This window comes from Veillonella sp. (assembly GCF_032470285.1).
Classification (GTDB): Bacteria; Bacillota; Negativicutes; order Veillonellales; family Veillonellaceae; genus Veillonella.
In genome coordinates, this window is record NZ_JAWEKP010000002.1 from 77,156 (window position 1) to 96,657 (window position 19,502).

The following is a 19,502-nucleotide window of genomic DNA, read 5'->3' on the forward strand; positions in this document are numbered from 1 at the left end:
CGTCATATTTCCTATAGGATATAAAGAATATTATAACACTTTAACATAAAAAAAGATGTATCTACCAGTACTTAAATAAACTGATAACAGTCATATAAAAATAAGAAAAGAGACTTCAATGAAATCATCAAAGTCTCTTTTCAAAACATTATGTTAATATCGGTTTTATATGGATTTACAGCACTTTTTTATACAAGCTAACTAGATCATCATGGTTAGCAGGATATGGATTAAATCTATAGCACATATCTTCTAACGCTCTATCTGCCATAAGATCAAGCTTTGATTCTGATGTAGATCTATCTACACCAAAGGCCGTAAGGTTCATTGGACAGTCTAATGTATGTTCCAATGTAACTATAGCCTCTATAAGAGCAGCTAATTTATCAGCCTCTGATGAATTATGGGCTGCAAAGCCAAGTTTAGCAGATAAACGGGCATACTTCTTCGCTACCGCTGGATTACGAGAGCAGTTAAAGCCAATTACATATGGCAAAAGCATACTATTAGCTAAACCATGAGGTACATGAAATTGCCCACCCAACTGATGTGCCATGGCATGAACGATACCCACGCCGGCCTTGTTAAAGGAAAGTCCTGCAAGGCATGATGCTTCGTGCATTGACATGCGATCTTGGTCTGTGGCTGTTGGCTTATGACATTTTGGTAGGTATTCAAAGACAAGCTCAATTGCTTGCTGTGCCAACGCATCAGTAAAATTATTTGCCGCCGTTGCCACATAGGCTTCAAGCGCATGAACAAGAACATCCATACCGCTAAAAGCAGTAACATTGGGAGGCGATGTTTTTACAAATAATGGCGTTAATAAAGCTTCATCAGGTAATACCGCATCATCTGCAAGAGGATATTTAATCTGTGTTTCGCTATCTGTAAGAACAGCAAAGGATGTTACTTCAGAGCCTGTTCCACTTGTGGTAGGAACGGCGATGAAGGATTTGATATCCATATGCTTTAGCTTACGACCAAAATAGGCTATCCCTTTACTCATATCGATACAGGACCCTCCACCTATGGCGATGATAACAGTTGGTTTAATACCGTCCATAAACTCAATGCCTTTTACTACGTGAGTTATGGGCGGATCAGGTACTACGTCTGTATAGATAGTTACCTTATTTCTACTGTCCATTAGGCTCATCACATACGTAAGGTTTGGTGAGTCCTTCAAAAATGGATCGCATATGATGAGGATAGATTCGTTATTAAATTCTGTAAGACGTTGTAATGAATCTTCCCCTGCATAAATTTTGGTTGGGAATGTCCATTGATTCATATGCTCACCACCTATCGAATATTAAAGCCCGTTGTTAAGCAACATCTACGGCGACGAGCAAAGCATCGAGCAGATGTAGTAGATTCCCCTGTTGGTGTAGCAATAGTAAAGGTCGTTGTTCCTTCTCCACTAAAACCAAGGCCAGCATAAGATGGACCATTCTTAACAAAAATAGATGTTTTCATTTTACGTGCCATCTGATTGAGGCGTTCCATATTTAAGGAATGCATCGTTGCCGTATGATGTAAACCAGCTTCTAACATCAAGCATACATTTAGGCCTTCCTCAAAGCTATCTACGGTTATAACAGGTAGAATAGGCATTAACATTTCAATTACTGCAAATGGATGGTCTTTTGGAGTTCGCAAGATAATTAACCGTGGATCACCGTTGTACGGAATGTGAGCTGCATCAAGAATAACGCTTGCATTTTTACCGACAAATTTTTTATTTGGTGTCCCATTCGGCAACACTGTTAAATCGACTAGGCGTTGAATATCCTGTTGATTTTCAACGAGAATACAACCTGCTTTTACCATTTCTTGAACTAGCTGTGGCTCAATTTGACGCATGGCTACAACGCTCTTTTCAGCGATACATAGAATATTATTATCTAGACTAGCGCCGAGAACAATATCTTGAGCGGCCTTTTTAATATCTGCCGTTTCATCTACAAAGGCCGGTGGATTGCCTGCACCAGCACCGATAACCTTTTTACCACTTTGAAGCGCTTGTTTTACTACGCCAGGACCTCCAGTAACAACTAATAGGCTCACATCTGGATGTAGCATCATCTCTTGAGCAGACTCAATAGATGGCTCTCGAAGTGTAACAATAAGGTTTTCAATGCCAATCGATTTAGCAATAACTTGATTGAGCTCACTAACAAGCTCTCGACTCAAATTCTTGGCGCCTGGATGAACGCTAAAGAATATAGCATTTCCGGCCGCCAGCATACCGATGGAATTACATATTAATGTTTCTGCCGGATTCGTACTTGGCGTTATAGCACCGATGACACCATAGGCTGATAATTCATATAATGTCATACCATTATCACCAGTTTCACACTCTGTAACAAGGTCTTCTACGCCCGGTGTTTTATTTAGTGTAAGGTTTAATTTTAGTACTTTATCCGCAACGCGACCCATCCCCGTTTCGTCAACGGTTTTCTGAGCCAACTCTTGCACTCGTGGACGCATAGCAGCACGGATGTCTGCTATTACCTTTTCACGGGTTGCCAAGGTACAATCTTCAAAGCGTGCTTGCGCTGCTTTTGCAGCTTGAATTGCTTCATCAACCGTATCAAACACACCTGGCTCAACTTGACCTCTAGGCGCTTGTTTAATAGGTTGTGATGAGGCCATTTCTTGCTTTTGCCCCTGTAATATATCTATAACCATGGAGCGGATCATTTCTTTCAACTGTGTATTGTTTTCCATCATGAACCTCCATATAGGTTGCATTGCTGATGCAATGACCATGTCAACTAACGGTGTCCACAATCAAGGATACATTCATGATGTGACACAATAACTAGGTTTAACTCTGGCACCAGCTATTTCCTATACAATTATTTTTCAAAACTATCAATAATACCCACAATAGCGCAATCTACTGCGGTGCCTTTATCATCTTCGAAAATATGCCGTGCCGATGAGCCTCGAGTTAGAAGCACATATTCACCTTCACCAGCACATACTGTATCGACGGCGATTTCTATGCGCCCCGTCAACTCTTGTTCTCCATCGAGAATATCTACCATCATCAGTTTCATTCCCTTTAGAGATTCATGCTTTTGAGTAGATACGATACTACCCACAACTTTACCGACTTGCATACTTCTCGTTCCCTTCAATTATTGTGATACCTAAGCGCTCGATTTCATCTCGAGCAGCCATGGTGAACCGTTGTCCCCTATATATGACGATAATAGACTGACTTTCACAAGATCTAACAAAAGAGGTCGTTATCCACGCTTGATGACTGGCATATATAGGACGACCAAATTTATCTAGAAATTTGATAGGCCAATCTAGAATGACTGATGGATTCATCAACGAGGTTACAGGAACTGCTAGGTGTATCGTCACCTCACAGTCATACGCTAATGCACGATGTAAATAGGCAACCCAAGGCACCAATGTATCGCACATTAACTCTCGTAAATGACCATAATCTATACCAGCGAAAGAAATGAGTTGGTTCTGCAACAATATATGCTCATCATAGCTATTGCACTCTGTGACCATAAAAGTAGCAGTGGATGTCATGCGCTTTTCTAGGCGTTCTAGCACCAGTTTAACTAATGCATCCATATTAATGCTCACTTCCCATGGCAATCCCTAAGGGCGTTACAAACTCTGGGTATAATGGCTTATCTACGGATAATCCTATATATTGACTGAAAGTTTTTGTAAACTCCTCAAAATTAGAAGCACCACCTACAACAACAATAGGAGTCCCCTTTTCATAGCCACCCTCTTGTAACGCACGCTTAGAAATAGCTGCCATTTTTTCAACCACAGGCCGTATGGTTGCATATACATCGCGTTTATTCGCTTCATTGCGCTTATAAGCTTCCGCTTCAGGAATAGAGATGCCATAGGCCCCGCTAATAACAAGATTCATATGGGTGCCTCCTGTAGGCTCATCTACGGTATATACAACTCGGCCATCTTTTAAAATGCTTATGCCCGTAGTACCACCTCCGACGTCGATAACAGCGCCATCGGTGATTCCGAGCACATTAGCAGCAGCGGTAGGCTCGTCTAAAATGCAGGTTACTTCAAAACCGGCACTTTCAAGAACATGACCTACTACCTCTTTATTCTTGCCTATCGTTCCAGGTGGAACAGCTGCTGCGGCATATACAAGCTCTGTGCATAAGGCGGCTTCCGCCTTAGCCTTTAAAGCTCTCGTAATTGTAACAGCTCCCACATAGTCAACTACAAGGCCATCTCGAATAGATTCGTTGTATTCAAAAGCACCATATATAGGTTTACCTTTATCGTTTACTACGGATAGGACAATAGATGATGTACCAAGGTCAATGCCTACGCGTAAATTCTTTTGATTATGAGAGCTCACTTGTTTGGACTCTACAAGATCAGAGAACTCTTGCAAGGTATTATTTGCCTTTTTCAAACCTTTCATCATATCACCTACTTTACTGTACAATTCTCGCCATCACTGTACCTTGTACATTGGCAGCGTTTGCCTCATCTGTATCAATATGGAGTTCTAGGACAAAACCGGGTACGGCTCGAACGATGACATCACCAAATACAGTGGTGCGCTCTGGCGTTTGAAGTTCAACATTAACGCTATCGCCATCGTTTACATTAAGCCGTTTTGCATCATCAGGTGACATATGAATATGTCGTTTTGCAACGATGCAAATAGGTTTTGTAATTTCCCCATTTTCAGTACATAGAGTAATCTCTACGGCTGATTCTAAATGACCAGATAGCACAATAGGAGGTTTTATACCCAATGTACGAGCATCGGTCAAAGATACCTCTACTTGTGACTGTTTTCTAAGAGGACCTAATACGCGGACGTTTTGAATGACCCCTTTAGGCCCCACTAAAGTAACCGTTTGTTCTGAAGCAAATTCTCCAGTTTGTTTTAAGTCACTTTTTTTAGTAATAGCCCGGTCAGGGAATAATATATCCCAGTCCTCCTGACATAGATGGACATGTCTATTGCTCACACCTACGGGAATGGACGATTCGAACATGGCTTCGATCACTTCTCGTACGATAGCACGAATCTGTTCCCGATCCATAAGCTATTATCCTTTCTTAGGTAAGATCAATTCTACATCGCTATGAGGGCGTGGAATTACATGAGTAGATACTACTTCACCTACTTTTTGTGCTGCTGCACAGCCTGCATCAACAGCTGCTTTTACAGCGCCTACATCACCGCGAACCATTACTGTTACAAGACCGGAACCGATTTTTTCAGTACCTTCTAATGTAACGTTAGCTGCTTTTACCATTGCGTCAGCCGCTTCAATTGCGCCTACTAAACCTTTTGTTTCTACCATGCCTAATGCGTTATTCATGATAATCTCCTTTATTATTTACTACTTTATTTCTTTTTAGTGTTTTTCTTTGGTGTTATTTTCTTTGTACCTGTTGATTTAGAACTTTTCGGTTCTATGATCTTAGATACTATCTCATCTAATACCTCAACAACCTTTTCATCTAATTGGGGTTTCTCTGTTTCATCAGCTACCTTAGCCGGCTTATCTGTAAAATCATCATTAAAGGATTCTACTAAGCCTTCTGCAGGTCGAGGAATTACTTTGTGAGCTACATACAAGTTCATACCTTTTGTAATCGCCACACCTGTTTGAACAGCTGCTTCAACAGCTGCCACATCACCAGTTACCTTTACGGTCATCCAGCCAAGACCTCTCGCCTTTTCTATTCCCATGAGCCGTACATTTGCAGCTTTAACCATTGCATCTGATGCGGTGATAGCCCCCAGCAAACCAGCTACTTCTAGTAACCCTAGTGAATCTTTCACCATGCCACCTCCCGACGTTTATTCCTTTGCTAATTCGCACCTAGGATTCATGCATTCCTATAATGTTAGCTACGTTGCATATCTACTAACATTTGACGAATCAAATATTTTAACTCTGGTTCTTGAGTCAAAATATCATTCATTAGATGATGTAAGCATTACCTTTGTTTTTAGGTCTTTCTCCCATAGTTTCTAGTAACGCTAACCCCACATCACGTGCTGCTTTTACAGCTTGTTTAACAGCGCCAGAGTCACCAGAAATTAGTAAAACAACTTCATTTGACATATCTGAGCTCGATGGAGACTGATAATCTACCACATCTACATTAGCTGATTTAACTGCTGTATCTGCCATAACTACACCTATTGCTGCTGGGGCACCTACTAATAACCCAAAGGCTGTACCTTCTGGTGTCCCAAAAGCAGTGACTAAGGCTTCTCCTGCACGCGCTGTATATTGGATCTCCACATGGCCTGCGTCATTCATATATACTTCGCCAAAGGTGCGTTCTAATTCACGTAATGCTACTTCCACAGAACGTCTTACATCGGATACGTCATCACCACCAAATATGATAAGGGAACCAGAACCAGCGCCACCTTTCATATCACGGGCCAGTTCAATGCTAACAATCTCTGTATTCGTTGCTTTTACAGCTTCATCAGCGGCCATAATTTGCGGCCCTGCACCTGTACGTGAACCTAAGATACCGATGGATCGATATGACTTAGTGAGCTTCATAGCTTCCAATACTTGACTGTCTACATTGGCAATTACGAGACCAATTGTATCGCCTGTTGTAGTGCTACCTACGTGCTCAGTAATCATAGAAGTTTGTAGTTGACTTACAGCAGGTGAACTTACAGGTGCCGAAGCACATGATGCATTACTAGTCGCACCTGAAGTTGTGCTTAAATCAGCACTATCGATACGCATCAATACGCGCTTTAAAATCTCATCTACCATACTTTTAGTATCGGCCATAATTATTCACCCTTTGTTGGTAAAATACCTTCTACATCTTTATGTGGTCTTGGAATTACATGAGTAGAGATAACAACACCTACCCGTTCTGCAGCAGCTGCACCTGCGTCTACAGCAGCTTTTACAGCACCTACATCACCACGAACCATAACAGTAACGAGACCAGAGCCAATTTTTTCATTGCCTACGAGTTCCACATTAGCTGCTTTAAGCATTGCATCAGCTGCTTCAATAGCGCCTACTAGACCCTTAGTTTCCACCATACCTAATGCTTCTTGTGTCATCTGTTTTCTCTCCTTTTACAAAACATAGAATAAAGATTACAAATTTATTTTTCTAATAGTTCCACCATAGTACCTATATTCATAAAGGCAAAGTGCGCTGTTTTAAGTAGTTGTACCATGAGTACAGCACCAGTACCTTCACCTAACGCCATTTGTCCATGGATTGGAACTTCATCAAGACGAATATTTGCATAAGCCAATGCTGCGGCCATCCCTACCTCGCGAGAATAATGAGATGGAATACCGTATAATGGAGCGTCTCCATTCATTTGAGTAGCACAAGCCATGGCAACGGCTGTAATATATCCATCGATTACAAATGGGATATGTAAGTCTGTACAAGCTACCATAGCACCTGTAATAGCGGCTATATCAAAGCCTCCTACGCGGCTAATTACCTCTTTAGGACTATTTAAGTGTCCCTTATGATGAGATAGTGCAGTACGTACAAACTCTCTTTTTTGATTCATGTACGCCTCTTCATCAGGGCCAGATCCAGGACCTACAGTTATCCGTGGGTCTAGTTTTGTAAGACCACTCAGAACAGCTGCTGAAGTAGTTGTATTACCAACACCCATTTCGCCAAAGGAAAATAGATTGATACCCGATTCTGCATAGTAAACAACTCGGTTATATCCAGCTTGGTATGCTAGGTCAAACTCTTCATCACTCATAGCAGCACCATCTAATATATTCTTTGTGCCTTGAGCTACCTTTCGATTGACTCCAATACCTTGTGGATAAGCAATGCCTACATCTACCACTTCATAAGGAATATGGTTAAAGATACAGTAATTAGCAACTGCACTTTTACCATCAATCATATTCTGAGACTGTTTACGAGTAATCTCATAGTTATAACCGATTAGACCATCTACGGAAATACCATTATCTGCAGAAAAGATAATATGCTGAGCCTGAATCTCAGGTTTCATATCTTGCCAAGCGAGACACATTTTTTTGAAATATCGTTCCCATAGACCCAAGCTTTTTGGAATGATCGCCTTATTTAAAATAAATTGATTAAGTTGTTCTTCAAACACTTTGTCCATGGAAAAACCTTCTTTCAACTAACCGTATATGTAGTTACATAATTGTTTTAACGACTCTTCGTCGTGAACTGATATTTCAAAAATATTAGTGGCTCCCGCTAGTTTAAGATTGCGCCGAGGCGCCTCAACATCTTTACCCGTATCCACCTTTGATACAACCCCTATAACCTCGCGATTTAAGGAGTTTCCAAAGTTTGGTGGGAATATGGTTGTTTCATCACCTGCAGGAATCATGAAAATCACTACGTCCGCATCATAGGCGTGCAAGATAATGCCTCGATAGTAATTAGGATTCTCCATATATTCTCCAGGGGTATCGATAAAGTTTCCCACTCTCGTTATGGCTTGTGTCTTATGATACGTTGCAGAGCCATGAGTAATCGTATCTGCCAATGTGGTCTTACCACATCCGCTGCGCCCTACGAGAAGGATGCGTTTTTCTTTCTTTTCGGTACTCATAATTACCCTTTCATTAGGATCTTGTTAAATCCGTTGGGAAGAATCCTAATATGCGTTGCAAGCCTTCAATAACGCTCTGCAATGCGGATTCAACAGCAGATACATCTCCCGTTATGAGAAGTGCCCCCGAAAATCTGTCGATGAAACCAATTTCAATGTCACCAGACTTACTTGCTATATCGGCTGCAATAATGGTCCCTTCGCCAGGTGTGATTGTAAGAATTCCAATGGCATTGCGGCCTTTTTCCTCAAGCCCCATTTTTCTAAACAAATCGGGCTTAGGATTAGCAATAACATGGGCTATAGTAACCTGCTTTCCGGGTACAAATTCTTGGATGATGCGTTGTTTAGCATCAATTACCTCTTGAAAGGCCATATAATCTCCTCCTAATACAAAATGTACAGTTCATATAGTGACACGGACTATACATGCTAGTCGCTCAATATAGATTTCTCTTAAGGTGCCACTAATTTAAAAAATACTACTGCTAAACCAGCCCCAATCAATGGACCAATAAATGGAACCCATGCATATTGCCAATTCGCCGTTCCCTTATTAGGAATAGGCAAAATAGTATATGCCAGGCGAGGACCGAAGTCACGAGCTGGATTTAACGCATAACCTGTAGTTGCACCAAAGGACATACCGATGGATGCAATGAGGATACCGCTAACCACTGGAGCTAAGCCATCTGCCATCTTGCCCAAGCAAAGGGTTGCTAGAATGAGCATAAAGGTAGCAATGATTTCAGACATCAAATTGCAAGGTTTATGGTCAATAGCTGGACCAGGCGCGAAGATGCCTACGCAGTTACCTTCATCAGGGCCTGTTTCCTTGAAGTGCGGATAATAGAATACTGCTGCAATAGTAGCACCTACAAAAGCGCCGGCAGTTTGAGCGATAGCCATTGGAATCACTTGTTCCCATGGGAAGACACCTGCTACAGCAAGAGCAAAGGTAACAGCAGGGTTCAAATGACCAGGCCCACCTAGTGTAATTCCTATATACACACCGAAGGTTACGGCAAAGGCCCATCCAAAAATAATGTGTAACCAGTTAGTACCATAGATACTAACGATGGTTTTCTTTAATAAAATCGATGCATTTGTACTGTTACCAAATGCAAGTAAAACGGCAGTACCAACAAACTCACTAATATACATTTGCGTTAATTCCATTGTTTTCACCTCATCGAGTTAACAAAGATTGTAATGCATGAGATGCAATGTCCATATCTTCAGCCACAGTACCACCGCTAATACCAAACCCACCGACAATTTCTCCGTCGATGATGATAGGATAACCGCCACCAAAAGTGCAGATTTTACGATTTACCATGGATTCAATGTTGAATAGATCGCCATCAGGCTGTGCACTTTGATGTACTTCATGAGTTGCCGCTTTGAGAGCCACTGCTGTGTACGCCTTTGCCTGTGCGATATCGTTGCTGATGAGCAATGCATCTGACATACGATGGAAATACATTAATACACCTTTTGCATCCACAATAGATACAACAATAGGTACGCCTATGGACTGAGCATAGTCCAAGGCTGTTTGTGAAAGTTTTGTCATAATCTGTTCTAGCTTTGTTCTAGTTGCCATATAACTAACTCCATTTTCAATAGTATGCCCCATATCCCATAGGCTCCGATTCGTTTCTGCCAGTACTTCTGCATGATTGTTCTTAACACGTTCTGCTACGCGTTCTACAATTGTTTCTACAAATTGCACATAGTCTTCCATGCGAGCCATGATATAAAGAGCATCAGATAATCGATTAATAAATTTTCGAACCTCATCGCGAATTGGTTCTACCTCACCTAAACTAATGAGTAATCGTTCCCCTCGACGACATATAGTGCGCGCTACATGAAGCTCTGCGGCAGATAAGTAATTACCGCTTAATATAAAGCTATGTTGCTGTGGCAAACGCTTCGTATAGTCATCGATCATGTATTCCAATTCGCTTATATCTTGTTGTGAAATCAAATTACTACTTTCACTAAGATGTTCAACATGAGGTGTTGCTACCTCCGCACATAAGCGGAATAGCTGATGTTGTAATGTGTGAAGCACATGTTTATTGTCCTGTGAAATAACTAATTTCTCACAAACACTAACCTGTGCATTTAATTCATCAAAGGTTCCATATGTGTCCACACGAAGTGAATTCTTAGGTACTCTAGTGCCATCAAAGAGAGCCGTTGTACCTGCATCACCGGTTTTCGTATAAATAGCCATATGCACCACCTCTCAATTTCATTGTGTTTAAAAGGCCACTTCCAATCGTTCATCAGAAGCGAATGGATTACCTTTTACAAGGCGAGCTGCATTGACACCTAATGTGCGCAAGCTATCTGGATATTGAGCATAGCCCGTAAGTTGATAGATAAACTGATGAGCTGGTATATTTTTATAGGTCAATACAATAGCCTGCTCATCAACACCAATACCTACTGACAAAGCTGAGTTTCGAGATGCTAAATCAGCCAAATCCATATGAGTACCACTATGGGCCTCGATTACCACGGGCAGTCCTTCCTCCTCAATGCCATATAAAACAGGCTTTAATACATCCTCACCGATATACGGTGTAGTATAGAGCAAGATGGTTGGCTTACTGATGATGCTTTGATCCATCATAGGCCTCCCTTCCGTGAATAGGAAAGGACAAGTCCTGTTGCAACAGCATTACGTGCCCCTTCAACACCTCGAATATTGCCTCGCCCCGCTACTAATGCATATTGTGAAAGTGCATCGGTTACGAGTTGAGGAATTTCAAAGTCTAATGCAGAGCCACCTACAATAACTACGAATGGTATATCTCGCACATTATGAGTAGGACTGACAGATGCTAAGGCACGGAGTGAATTTGTAACAAATACTCGTTTCTTTGCAGTTTGGCGGACACGTTTAATCGTTTCTAAAGGAATATCTCGTTCTACTGGAACAAGTCCATCAGGAGTGACGATAACAACGCGGCCAAACAATGTAGCCGACAGCGGTTCATTAAAGAACTGTACGGTTCCATCTTCATGACGAATGTGATATACGCTAAGTACCTGAGCTAATGGATCTCTCTTAATGGCCTCAGCAATATGCATATCCTCTAAACCAAGTTCGGAGTTGATAAGCATTGTTACCATATTTCCTGCTCCTGCAAGATGAATGGCTTTAATTTTTCCTTCTTGGTTAATGATGGATGCATCAGTTGAGCCTGCCCCTAGATCGAGTATGGCCATTGGTTTTGCTGTCCCCGGTGTAGTCAAAGCGCCTAAGATAGCTGATTCAGCCTCTTCACCACCGATTTCAACTGGTACGCCTAGCTCTTTTTCTACCTGCTTTGCAATGATTTCCATTTGTAGATGATCTGACTTAACCATGGAGGCAATGCCTACGGCTTGTTCCATAGAGAACTCACCTGCAAGGCCACCCTTTACATTGATAGGAACAGCTACATCTACGGCTAGCAAGTCTTGGATGAATACATCTTGCGGGGATTTATTCGTCAATTGAGCCATTGTAAGGCGAACCTTTTCAAGCATGCCACCTACGTTCGTACCTGCTTCACCACTGATATCATCGATAGGATGAACAGATTCGAGGGTTTCCATAATTCTCTCTGCCCCAGCAGATACATCGACGGATACAGTTCGATCATTCCCCATAACAATGATGGATCCTGCCGGTATTACCCGCTCCTTAACGTCCCCTGCCGGTGTTTTGATGACTACAGCTGAGCGATTTCCGATAAGAGCTCTAGCGATAGGTACAATATTCTTTGTTTCCTCTGGTGAAAGCTCAAATACAGTGGCAATCCCATAAGGATTTGATAATTGTGATACCACTTGCCCCGGTTCTACAACCTCTACGGCAGAAAGCATGCCCATTGGGATTTTATCGATATACGCAACCTCATCTACGATAGGAATTTTATGATCCAATCGATTGTTAACGAGTACGCCGTCATCGGCTTGAAGGATAGCAGCTCGAATATCATAACCTCGTTTGCAATATGCATTAATCAGCTGTGCTATCAATTCAAAATCGATAATCTTTGGAGCTACCACGATGTATGGCTGACCTTGTGGCTTATCAATTAGTTGCTCAATGGGAACGGTATACCCTACACCAAGACCTAAGCCACCTGGTGTTTTAGGGTTGTGCCCTATCATGGTAGATTCCGTAATTATGGTTTCTGTAATCGTTTCCATGGCCACATCGCCGATAACTGGTGTAGCCTCATTAATGCGAACTAAGTCAATGTCTCGTAGTGTAAGATTAGCAGACCTAATTAGCAACTTGAGGGCATCCATGAGACCTACGATATTTTCGCGTGTTCCTTTAATACCAGTGGTACTAGCGATGGCAGAAGATAAGAACTTTACCTCTCCATTACTATGAATTTCGGCCAAGGCCGCTTCTGTTGTAGAGTTTCCGATATCGATGCCAACAATTCGTTTCATAATGACATCTCCTATAGGTTAATTATCACCTTTAAGTTTTTTACGACGTTCGTAATTTTCTGCAGCTTCTCGTACAAAGTTTGCACAAATTGGAGCCCCTAAACCATCAAGTTCGCTAGCAATATCTAACAGTTCTTGTTTAGAAGAACGATATGGACGAAGTGCATTATACATTTCAAGTAAGCGTTTATCGCTAACTTTCGTCATTTCTGCGGCGCGGGAGAAATTGAGTTCAATTTGATCACGGCCCCCAGCCTTAGCAATTTGACCTTGAGCTTTCAAAATAGATGGAGAAATTTTTAAATCGTCCATTGTAATATGTCCGGCCATTACGTTATCCATCGTAATATGGCTTAAATCTCGGCCTTGACCAAGATCAATCCATTCTGGATGTTTTTTAGCAATCGGATAATCCTCGATGGTAACCACCCTATCTACAACTGTTGTATTAGGTGTAGAGGATGTATGAGGCGCAGAGTATTGTGTGGTATTTCTCTTTGCCCCGTCTATTTCAGATACGATTTGCCGAATTAAGGCTTCTAATTCGTTAGCCATAGTAAACCTCCTTATACAGTGACACGAACTTCATCAGCTGGCTTACCTTTTACTACATGCTTAGTTTCCTTGATATGAAGCAATGCAGATAATGCTTGATATTTTGGACGAGCCATTTGATCGTTCAATGTTGGTACTGGTGTTGGGGATTCGCCCTTAGCATATTTAGCAGCATTTTTACCGATAGCGCGGTATGTTTCAGCTGTTAATAGAGGTGCTTGAGGGAATAATTCCAAGTTTGAAAGTGGTTGTAAGTCCCGTTGGTGAATCAAAGTAGTACCTTTAGATTGAATACCGATGCATACACCAGATCCAGAAATAGAATCGCCTTCAACGGCTACGGCCGCTACGTCAGAGGAACGGTATACGCGGATCACACGAGCTTTTAAACCTTCTTCTTCGATACCAGCTACTAATTGGCGAATCACTTCTTGATGCGGTACACCAACGATAGTTTGTCGTTGACTACGACCAAAGGCAGGGCCAACAGCAATAACCACTTCATCTGCGCTTGTACCAGGTTGTGCAGGGCCACCAGTTTGGAGCCAGCTATCGTCACCAGTTGGATCTTCATGTCTAGGTGCCGCACTTGGTGTTGTGCTTTTACCAGCACTAGCCTTGAATTGTGGTGCTTCATGAACACCACCCATTTCTTGTAAAACGTCTAGGATAATAGAACGTAATACATCTCTGTTAATTTCAGCCATCATGACACCTCCTTATATATCCCGTGGATCAATGGCGTTTGGAATATCTTTAATGCGTTCCCAATCTTCACCGTCCACACGATACCCTGTGCCAACACCTTGATAGTCATTTCTATTGTTAATAGCGGAGATAACGTTGAAATCACGGTCAAAGATGGCCGATGTTTGTAAGTAATCGCCGGTAATTTTTTGCTTCAATAGATTCAAAACACTTTGTGCTACATCAGGATGACCTTCCTTAGCTAAGCCTTTTACAAAGTCAACACCTGTAACACCGCGGTTCAACAAGTCTTGAGCCGCTTTAATATCTGCAACCTTGTCGCGAGGAGGCATATCTTTAGAGCCATTTGCATAGGTAGCAGCCTCTACCTCTTGATCTGTAATCGGAGGCAAACCTAATGCTTTGAACAAGGCTTGAAGTGCACGAGCCGCTTTATTACGAACCGCTACTACTTCTTCTTCACGAGCAGGAATAAGACCACCATTTACCTTGAGGTCACGTTGGATAACTGTCCAGTCATCATAGTCTTCTGCATCCCAGTTAGAACCAGCAAACATATTGTCATAGTTTGGTGTAGAGCTATAACCAGAGCAAATGAAGTCAGTACCAGGTGCAAATTGCATCAATGTACGAGCTGTTCTACGCAAATCAGAATGACTGAATGTTTGGTCATTACTAGATGCACATTCTAGATCGAGCATAGCTGCTACAAGGTTTTCTGCTAATACAGCGCGGATACCAGAAGGTACGGCTGCTGGAATACCGATACAGCTTACAGAACCATTTTGGATACCTTGCACGCCAGCGCCTTTTGTAATATATAGGCAGCGGATTTCAAGATACAACATGGATTTGCCTTCTGCTTGGCCCATTTGTACTTCAGAGCCTGTACCAGAAGTAAAGCGCATTTTAAGACCACGAGATGCATAAGCAGATGCGAGGAATCCTTTAGACCAAGGTGTGTCATCACCATCGGTAAATACGTCTTCTGTACCATATACGGAAATAGTTTCTGCATATGCTGTGAAGCCACGCATACCAAGTTCCAACTCTGTCGCTTCTTCCAAGGAACATTGAGTCAATACGCCTGGTCGACCACATTGAGAGCCTACGAGTAAGCTAATCGCATTAAGTGGTGCGTAACGAGCAACGGCTACTGTTGTTTCTTCTTCTGCGAACCCACGAAGTGCACCTTCCGCAGCATCGGCCGCGATTTGCACTGGATTATCGTTTACGTTCGTTACATGGGCTTGGTTAGCCATTGTACGACGAGCACGCATTTTTTGCATACATTGCATCATTTCAACAACGTTCATAGAAGAAACAACTTCCAACATTTTCGCTGGAGTAATAGATTTACAAATCTTAACGATTTCTTCACGAGGTACTGATGGTGTAAGCATCATATTAGCAATCTCTTTTGAATCCTTTGCCATTGCTTCTTGAGCACCATCGAGAACGATACCGTAATTTGCAATAAATGTATCGATAAGATCAAAATCTTCGCGGCGTTTACCATCGAGTTCAACGATGCGACCACCTTCGATTTTGAGGCTAGGCTTTGGATCTTGAGGAGATTCCATGGCTATAAAACCTTCCTCTACCCATTCCTTTACATAACCATCCTGATTGACAGGACGTTGACTTAAGACTTCGAAACGTTTTGATTTCATAGGGCATACCATCCTTTCAGATTAGATATAGGAAGGGGCTCCGTTCACTGGTTCGTCACCCATCGTACCTAGCAGTTTTTTACCTACTTCACGAGCAGAAATAACCGCTTGTCGCACAGCCCCTGAATCACCAGAAATCTGTAAAATAACTTCGTTAGAATTGCTTGTGCCTGCAGAAGGAGATGCATAACCGATTACATCTACGTTAGCAGATTTAACAGCTACATCGGCCATAACTACACCAATAGCTGCTGGAGCACCTACAATAAGGCCAAAGGCTTTACCTTCAGGAGCACCAAATGCTGCATTTACTGCATGGCTAGCGCGTGCGGTATATTGTAATTCAAGATGACCAGCATCGTTTGCGTATACATCGCCAAAGGTGCGTTCCACTTCGGCTAATGCCACTTCAATAGCGCGTTTAACATCGGATACATCATCACCACCAAAGATGATAAGAGAACCGTGACCTGCGCCACCTTTAGTATCGCGAGGTAATTCAATGCTAACGATTTCAGTATTTGTCGCTTTTACTGCTTCGTCAGCTGCCATAATATGAGGACCTGCACCAGTACGAGCCCCTAAAATACCGATAGAACGATATTTTTTCTTCAATTGCATTGCATCTAATACTTGTTGATCTACATTAGCAATTACGAGACCTATAGTATCACCAGTTTTACTAGTCCCTACAAATTCAGTTAATCCACATGTTGTCACCATAATGCCCTCCATACGTGTAATGAAAGTATCTTTGTACAGGAATGTATGTTGCTGTATGTTATGCCATTCTCCTGTTATTGTTTTAAGTCGCCTTATATCGCTTTTTATCGTTTCATTTATTTTTCATATATATACAGCAATATCCCCTGTACACCATATAATTTTATAGAGCATGCCTCGCTATTCAATCACTGTCCATTGGGCTCAATCCTTTCCAAATATATGTAATATAAGGGTTTTTCTACCTTTATTATAAAATATTATAAAAATTCTGTCATACAACTTTTTTATGTGTATTCGTAAAATGCGATTTTTCTATTACAAAAATGCCACAATCCTGTTATACTCATACATATATAGAAGAATTTATATGAGTAATAACGCAGAGTTATAAGTATATGAATTTCAAGTGGTATATCACTTTTTTCTTTTCTTAGGTTTATGAGCAAGCCCACAAAATAGAGAGCAATTAAGGCGATTATAGCGGTGAGCTTACTAGACCTCTTAGCACATTTGTGATTGGAGGTTTCACTATGATTTGTACTCGGGAAGATACAAAACTTATCAACGAAATCATGCGAGATTTCACAAACATAACAAAAATTGCGGCCATTTTTGTCAATAATCGCGGTAAAGTGTTATCTCAAGAATATAACTTTTCCCCCTTCTGTAAGGTAGTAAGGCGTAATCCAGCTTATGCCAAGCGATGTAATCAATGTGATTTATATAGCGGACTCGATGCTACAAAAGAACTATCATCGTGTCCTTATCGTTGTCACATGGGACTCATAGATTTCTCTGTTCCCGTTATGAAAGAGGGAGCTATTTTAGGCTTTATCATGGCAGAGCAAACTAAAACAGAGGATACTACAATCAAGCCGATTTTACCTACTCAGACAGATTGGCACGAAGACACTAAGCTTCGTGCACTATATCAGGCATTACCAGTTCTTACAGCAGAACAAATTTACAGTGCTACAAAGGTGTTACGGATCTTGGTAGAGCATTTCTTCCCATTCAATGATTCAGTAGCAGAAGAACTACCATATGAGCAATTACCAGACTTTGTCGAGTCTGAGCAGCCTATTAGTCGTCCTGAAATCAGAAAAGCTATCTTGTACATAGAAAAAAACCTGAGCAAACGAGTGTCGCTCAGGCGGATTTCTGAACATATTCATTTAAGTGAGTCTTATTTCTCCAAGATTTTTAAAGATGATACGGGACTTTCAGTAGTTCAATATATAACACTATTGCGCATCCAAGAAGCAAAAAAACTATTGGTATATTCCCAACTAACAGTTAATCAGATTAGCAAAACATTAGGCTATAACAGAACAAGCTACTTCTGTAAAATATTCAAGCTAGCTACCACCGAAACACCACATTCGTACAGAAAAAAATATGCTAAACCTATTGATGCATAATCCAAAACAAAGCTATAACTAGCAAAGATAAAGGGCTCTATATTGAAAATAGAGCCCTTTATCAATGTATAAATCAATTTCTACGCAGCAGATAAAATAACAAAAAGACGTAACACCAAACGGTGTTACGCCTTTTTTGTATTAGAGAGTTAATCTGAGGAGATGTTTTGTGAAATACACTATGTTATTAACCATTCATTTGATTAGAACGCTGGGATGATTGCACCTTTGTAGTGTTCTTCAATGAATTTCTTAACTTCTGGGGATTGTAATGCTTTAGCTAATTTTTGGATAGCTGGTTTGTTTTCATCACCAGGGTTAACGGAAAGAAGATTTGCATATGGAGAGTCAGCTTTTTCTACGAATAAGCCATCTTTTGTAGGATTAAGGCCGGCTGGCAATGCATAGTTGGCATTGATTACAGCTGCGTCTAAATCTTGGATGGAACGAGGAATTTGAGCTGCTTCTAACTCAGTAATTTGGATGTTTTTAGGGTTGCTAGTCACATCAAATGGTGTGTTAGTCAAACCAGTTGGATCTTTCAAAGTTACAAGACCCGCACTTTGCAACAAGAGAAGTGCACGAGCACTGTTTGTTGGATCAGATGGAATTGCTACTTTTGCGCCATTTGGCAAGTCTTTCAAATCTTTAATTTTTTGAGAGTAGATAGCCAATGGTTCAATGTGAACTGGTGCGAAGCTTACGAAGTTTGTACCATGATCTTTATTGAAGTTATTTTGGTAAGGTACGTTAGCGAAGAAGTTTGCATCTACTTCTTTACTAGACAATGCCATATTTGGTTGGATGTAATCTGTAAACTCAATAACTTGAAGATCTACACCTTCTTTAGCCAATAAAGGTTTAATTTGATTCAAAATTTCCGCATGCGGTACAGGGTTTGCTGCTACTTTTAATACCTCTGCTTTAGAGCTGCCAGCACCACTGGAGCTTGCGTTATTTGTGGAAGAACCACAACCACTAATCAATAAGGACGCACCCAGTACGGCCGTCGCTGCTAATGCTAACCATTTTTTCATGTAATCCTCCTATCTACGATGAAAACCTACATCTCTGACGAGGACTCATACGTATACAACATTCGTAGACATTGTAATAAATCTATTCTTCTTATCTTGTATCTACATTTAATTATTTAATAATTTCGATGTAGTAAGTATAGCAATTTAATTCCTACTCGTATAATAGATTTTACATATGTAATAATATAACTTTAATCTATAGCAAGATAAGAGTAATTACATTTAGCTATGCCAAGTACATAAAAACGGTACTAAGATGATTCCCCGTACTACTAGGTAATATACCTAATAGGTAC

At 41.1% G+C, this 19,502-nt stretch carries 23 protein-coding genes; 1 reads left to right on the forward strand and 22 read right to left on the reverse strand.

Going from position 1 to position 19,502, the window contains the following annotated elements; genetic code table 11:
* Nucleotides 1–175 precede the first annotated feature (175 nt).
* The 21 genes from E7B10_RS02890 to pduB (E7B10_RS02990) all read right to left on the reverse strand — a co-directional run bounded on the left by E7B10_RS02890 (nt 176) and on the right by pduB (E7B10_RS02990) (nt 16,781).
* Nucleotides 176–1,294 (reverse strand): 1-propanol dehydrogenase PduQ, encoded by a 1,119-nt coding sequence (locus tag E7B10_RS02890; protein ID WP_287510588.1) that lies wholly within the window; start codon nt 1,292–1,294, stop codon nt 176–178.
* Nucleotides 1,295–1,305: 11 nt separating this feature from the next.
* Nucleotides 1,306–2,736, reverse strand: a complete 1,431-nt coding sequence (locus tag E7B10_RS02895) for an aldehyde dehydrogenase EutE (protein WP_316055466.1) — start codon at nt 2,734–2,736, stop codon at nt 1,306–1,308.
* A 131-nt stretch (nt 2,737–2,867) separates the two neighbouring features.
* Nucleotides 2,868–3,134 (reverse strand): EutN/CcmL family microcompartment protein, encoded by a 267-nt coding sequence (locus tag E7B10_RS02900; RefSeq protein ID WP_024066335.1) that lies wholly within the window; start codon nt 3,132–3,134, stop codon nt 2,868–2,870.
* The gene (gene pduM, locus E7B10_RS02905; protein WP_024066334.1) at nt 3,121–3,612 is read right to left on the reverse strand and encodes a PduM family microcompartment protein; all 492 of its coding nucleotides are present in this window, start codon (nt 3,610–3,612) and stop codon (nt 3,121–3,123) included. The genes E7B10_RS02900 and pduM overlap by 14 nt, the downstream gene beginning before the upstream one ends.
* Nucleotide 3,613: 1 nt before the next feature.
* Entirely contained in the window at nt 3,614–4,474 is an 861-nt protein-coding gene (gene eutJ / locus E7B10_RS02910; RefSeq protein ID WP_316055467.1) for an ethanolamine utilization protein EutJ, read from the reverse strand.
* Entirely contained in the window at nt 4,464–5,084 is a 621-nt protein-coding gene (gene pduL / locus E7B10_RS02915) for a phosphate propanoyltransferase (RefSeq protein WP_316055468.1), read from the reverse strand. Before pduL ends, eutJ begins: the two co-directional genes overlap by 11 nt.
* 6 nt (nt 5,085–5,090) lie before the next feature.
* Entirely contained in the window at nt 5,091–5,366 is a 276-nt protein-coding gene (gene pduA / locus E7B10_RS02920; protein ID WP_005385294.1) for a propanediol utilization microcompartment protein PduA, read from the reverse strand.
* A gap of 26 nt (nt 5,367–5,392) precedes the next feature.
* Entirely contained in the window at nt 5,393–5,836 is a 444-nt protein-coding gene (locus tag E7B10_RS02925) for a BMC domain-containing protein (protein ID WP_316055469.1), read from the reverse strand.
* Between the two features lie 139 nt (nt 5,837–5,975).
* Entirely contained in the window at nt 5,976–6,818 is an 843-nt protein-coding gene (gene pduB / locus E7B10_RS02930; RefSeq protein WP_316055470.1) for a propanediol utilization microcompartment protein PduB, read from the reverse strand.
* Between the two features lie 2 nt (nt 6,819–6,820).
* Nucleotides 6,821–7,102, reverse strand: coding sequence for a propanediol utilization microcompartment protein PduA (pduA, locus tag E7B10_RS02935; protein WP_008602344.1), 282 nt, complete (start codon nt 7,100–7,102; stop codon nt 6,821–6,823).
* A gap of 44 nt (nt 7,103–7,146) precedes the next feature.
* Nucleotides 7,147–8,154, reverse strand: a complete 1,008-nt coding sequence (locus E7B10_RS02940) for a nicotinate-nucleotide--dimethylbenzimidazole phosphoribosyltransferase (RefSeq protein WP_119208955.1) — start codon at nt 8,152–8,154, stop codon at nt 7,147–7,149.
* A gap of 18 nt (nt 8,155–8,172) precedes the next feature.
* The gene (locus E7B10_RS02945) at nt 8,173–8,613 is read right to left on the reverse strand and encodes a EutP/PduV family microcompartment system protein (RefSeq protein WP_129823408.1); all 441 of its coding nucleotides are present in this window, start codon (nt 8,611–8,613) and stop codon (nt 8,173–8,175) included.
* Nucleotides 8,614–8,626: 13 nt separating this feature from the next.
* Entirely contained in the window at nt 8,627–8,989 is a 363-nt protein-coding gene (gene eutS / locus E7B10_RS02950; protein ID WP_008602338.1) for an ethanolamine utilization microcompartment protein EutS, read from the reverse strand.
* 80 nt (nt 8,990–9,069) lie between these two features.
* Nucleotides 9,070–9,792 (reverse strand): MIP/aquaporin family protein, encoded by a 723-nt coding sequence (locus E7B10_RS02955; RefSeq protein ID WP_287510599.1) that lies wholly within the window; start codon nt 9,790–9,792, stop codon nt 9,070–9,072.
* Between the two features lie 10 nt (nt 9,793–9,802).
* A complete protein-coding gene (locus E7B10_RS02960) occupies nt 9,803–10,858 on the reverse strand; it encodes a cob(I)yrinic acid a,c-diamide adenosyltransferase (RefSeq protein WP_287510601.1) in 1,056 nt (351 codons plus the stop codon).
* A 27-nt stretch (nt 10,859–10,885) separates the two neighbouring features.
* Nucleotides 10,886–11,257 (reverse strand): glycerol dehydratase reactivase beta/small subunit family protein, encoded by a 372-nt coding sequence (locus tag E7B10_RS02965; protein ID WP_316055471.1) that lies wholly within the window; start codon nt 11,255–11,257, stop codon nt 10,886–10,888.
* On the reverse strand, nt 11,257–13,083 hold the full coding sequence (locus E7B10_RS02970) for a diol dehydratase reactivase subunit alpha (protein WP_316055472.1): 1,827 nt from the start codon (nt 13,081–13,083) through the stop codon (nt 11,257–11,259). The genes E7B10_RS02965 and E7B10_RS02970 overlap by 1 nt, the downstream gene beginning before the upstream one ends.
* An 18-nt stretch (nt 13,084–13,101) precedes the next feature.
* Nucleotides 13,102–13,638: a diol dehydratase small subunit gene (locus E7B10_RS02975; RefSeq protein WP_316055473.1), complete on the reverse strand. Its 537-nt coding sequence runs from the start codon at nt 13,636–13,638 to the stop codon at nt 13,102–13,104.
* Nucleotides 13,639–13,649: 11 nt separating this feature from the next.
* Nucleotides 13,650–14,345, reverse strand: a complete 696-nt coding sequence (locus E7B10_RS02980) for a propanediol/glycerol family dehydratase medium subunit (protein WP_043006225.1) — start codon at nt 14,343–14,345, stop codon at nt 13,650–13,652.
* Nucleotides 14,346–14,357: 12 nt separating this feature from the next.
* On the reverse strand, nt 14,358–16,019 hold the full coding sequence (locus E7B10_RS02985) for a propanediol/glycerol family dehydratase large subunit (protein WP_316055474.1): 1,662 nt from the start codon (nt 16,017–16,019) through the stop codon (nt 14,358–14,360).
* A gap of 21 nt (nt 16,020–16,040) precedes the next feature.
* Nucleotides 16,041–16,781, reverse strand: coding sequence for a propanediol utilization microcompartment protein PduB (gene pduB, locus E7B10_RS02990; RefSeq protein WP_215675903.1), 741 nt, complete (start codon nt 16,779–16,781; stop codon nt 16,041–16,043).
* A 494-nt stretch (nt 16,782–17,275) separates the two neighbouring features.
* On the opposite strand from pduB (E7B10_RS02990), the gene E7B10_RS02995 reads away from it, so the two are divergent.
* On the forward strand, nt 17,276–18,166 hold the full coding sequence (locus tag E7B10_RS02995; RefSeq protein WP_316055475.1) for a PocR ligand-binding domain-containing protein: 891 nt from the start codon (nt 17,276–17,278) through the stop codon (nt 18,164–18,166).
* Nucleotides 18,167–18,369: 203 nt separating this feature from the next.
* On the opposite strand, the gene E7B10_RS03000 is transcribed toward E7B10_RS02995, so the two are convergent.
* Nucleotides 18,370–19,203, reverse strand: a complete 834-nt coding sequence (locus tag E7B10_RS03000) for a MetQ/NlpA family ABC transporter substrate-binding protein (protein WP_105098123.1) — start codon at nt 19,201–19,203, stop codon at nt 18,370–18,372.
* Between the last annotated feature and the right edge of the window lie 299 nt (nt 19,204–19,502).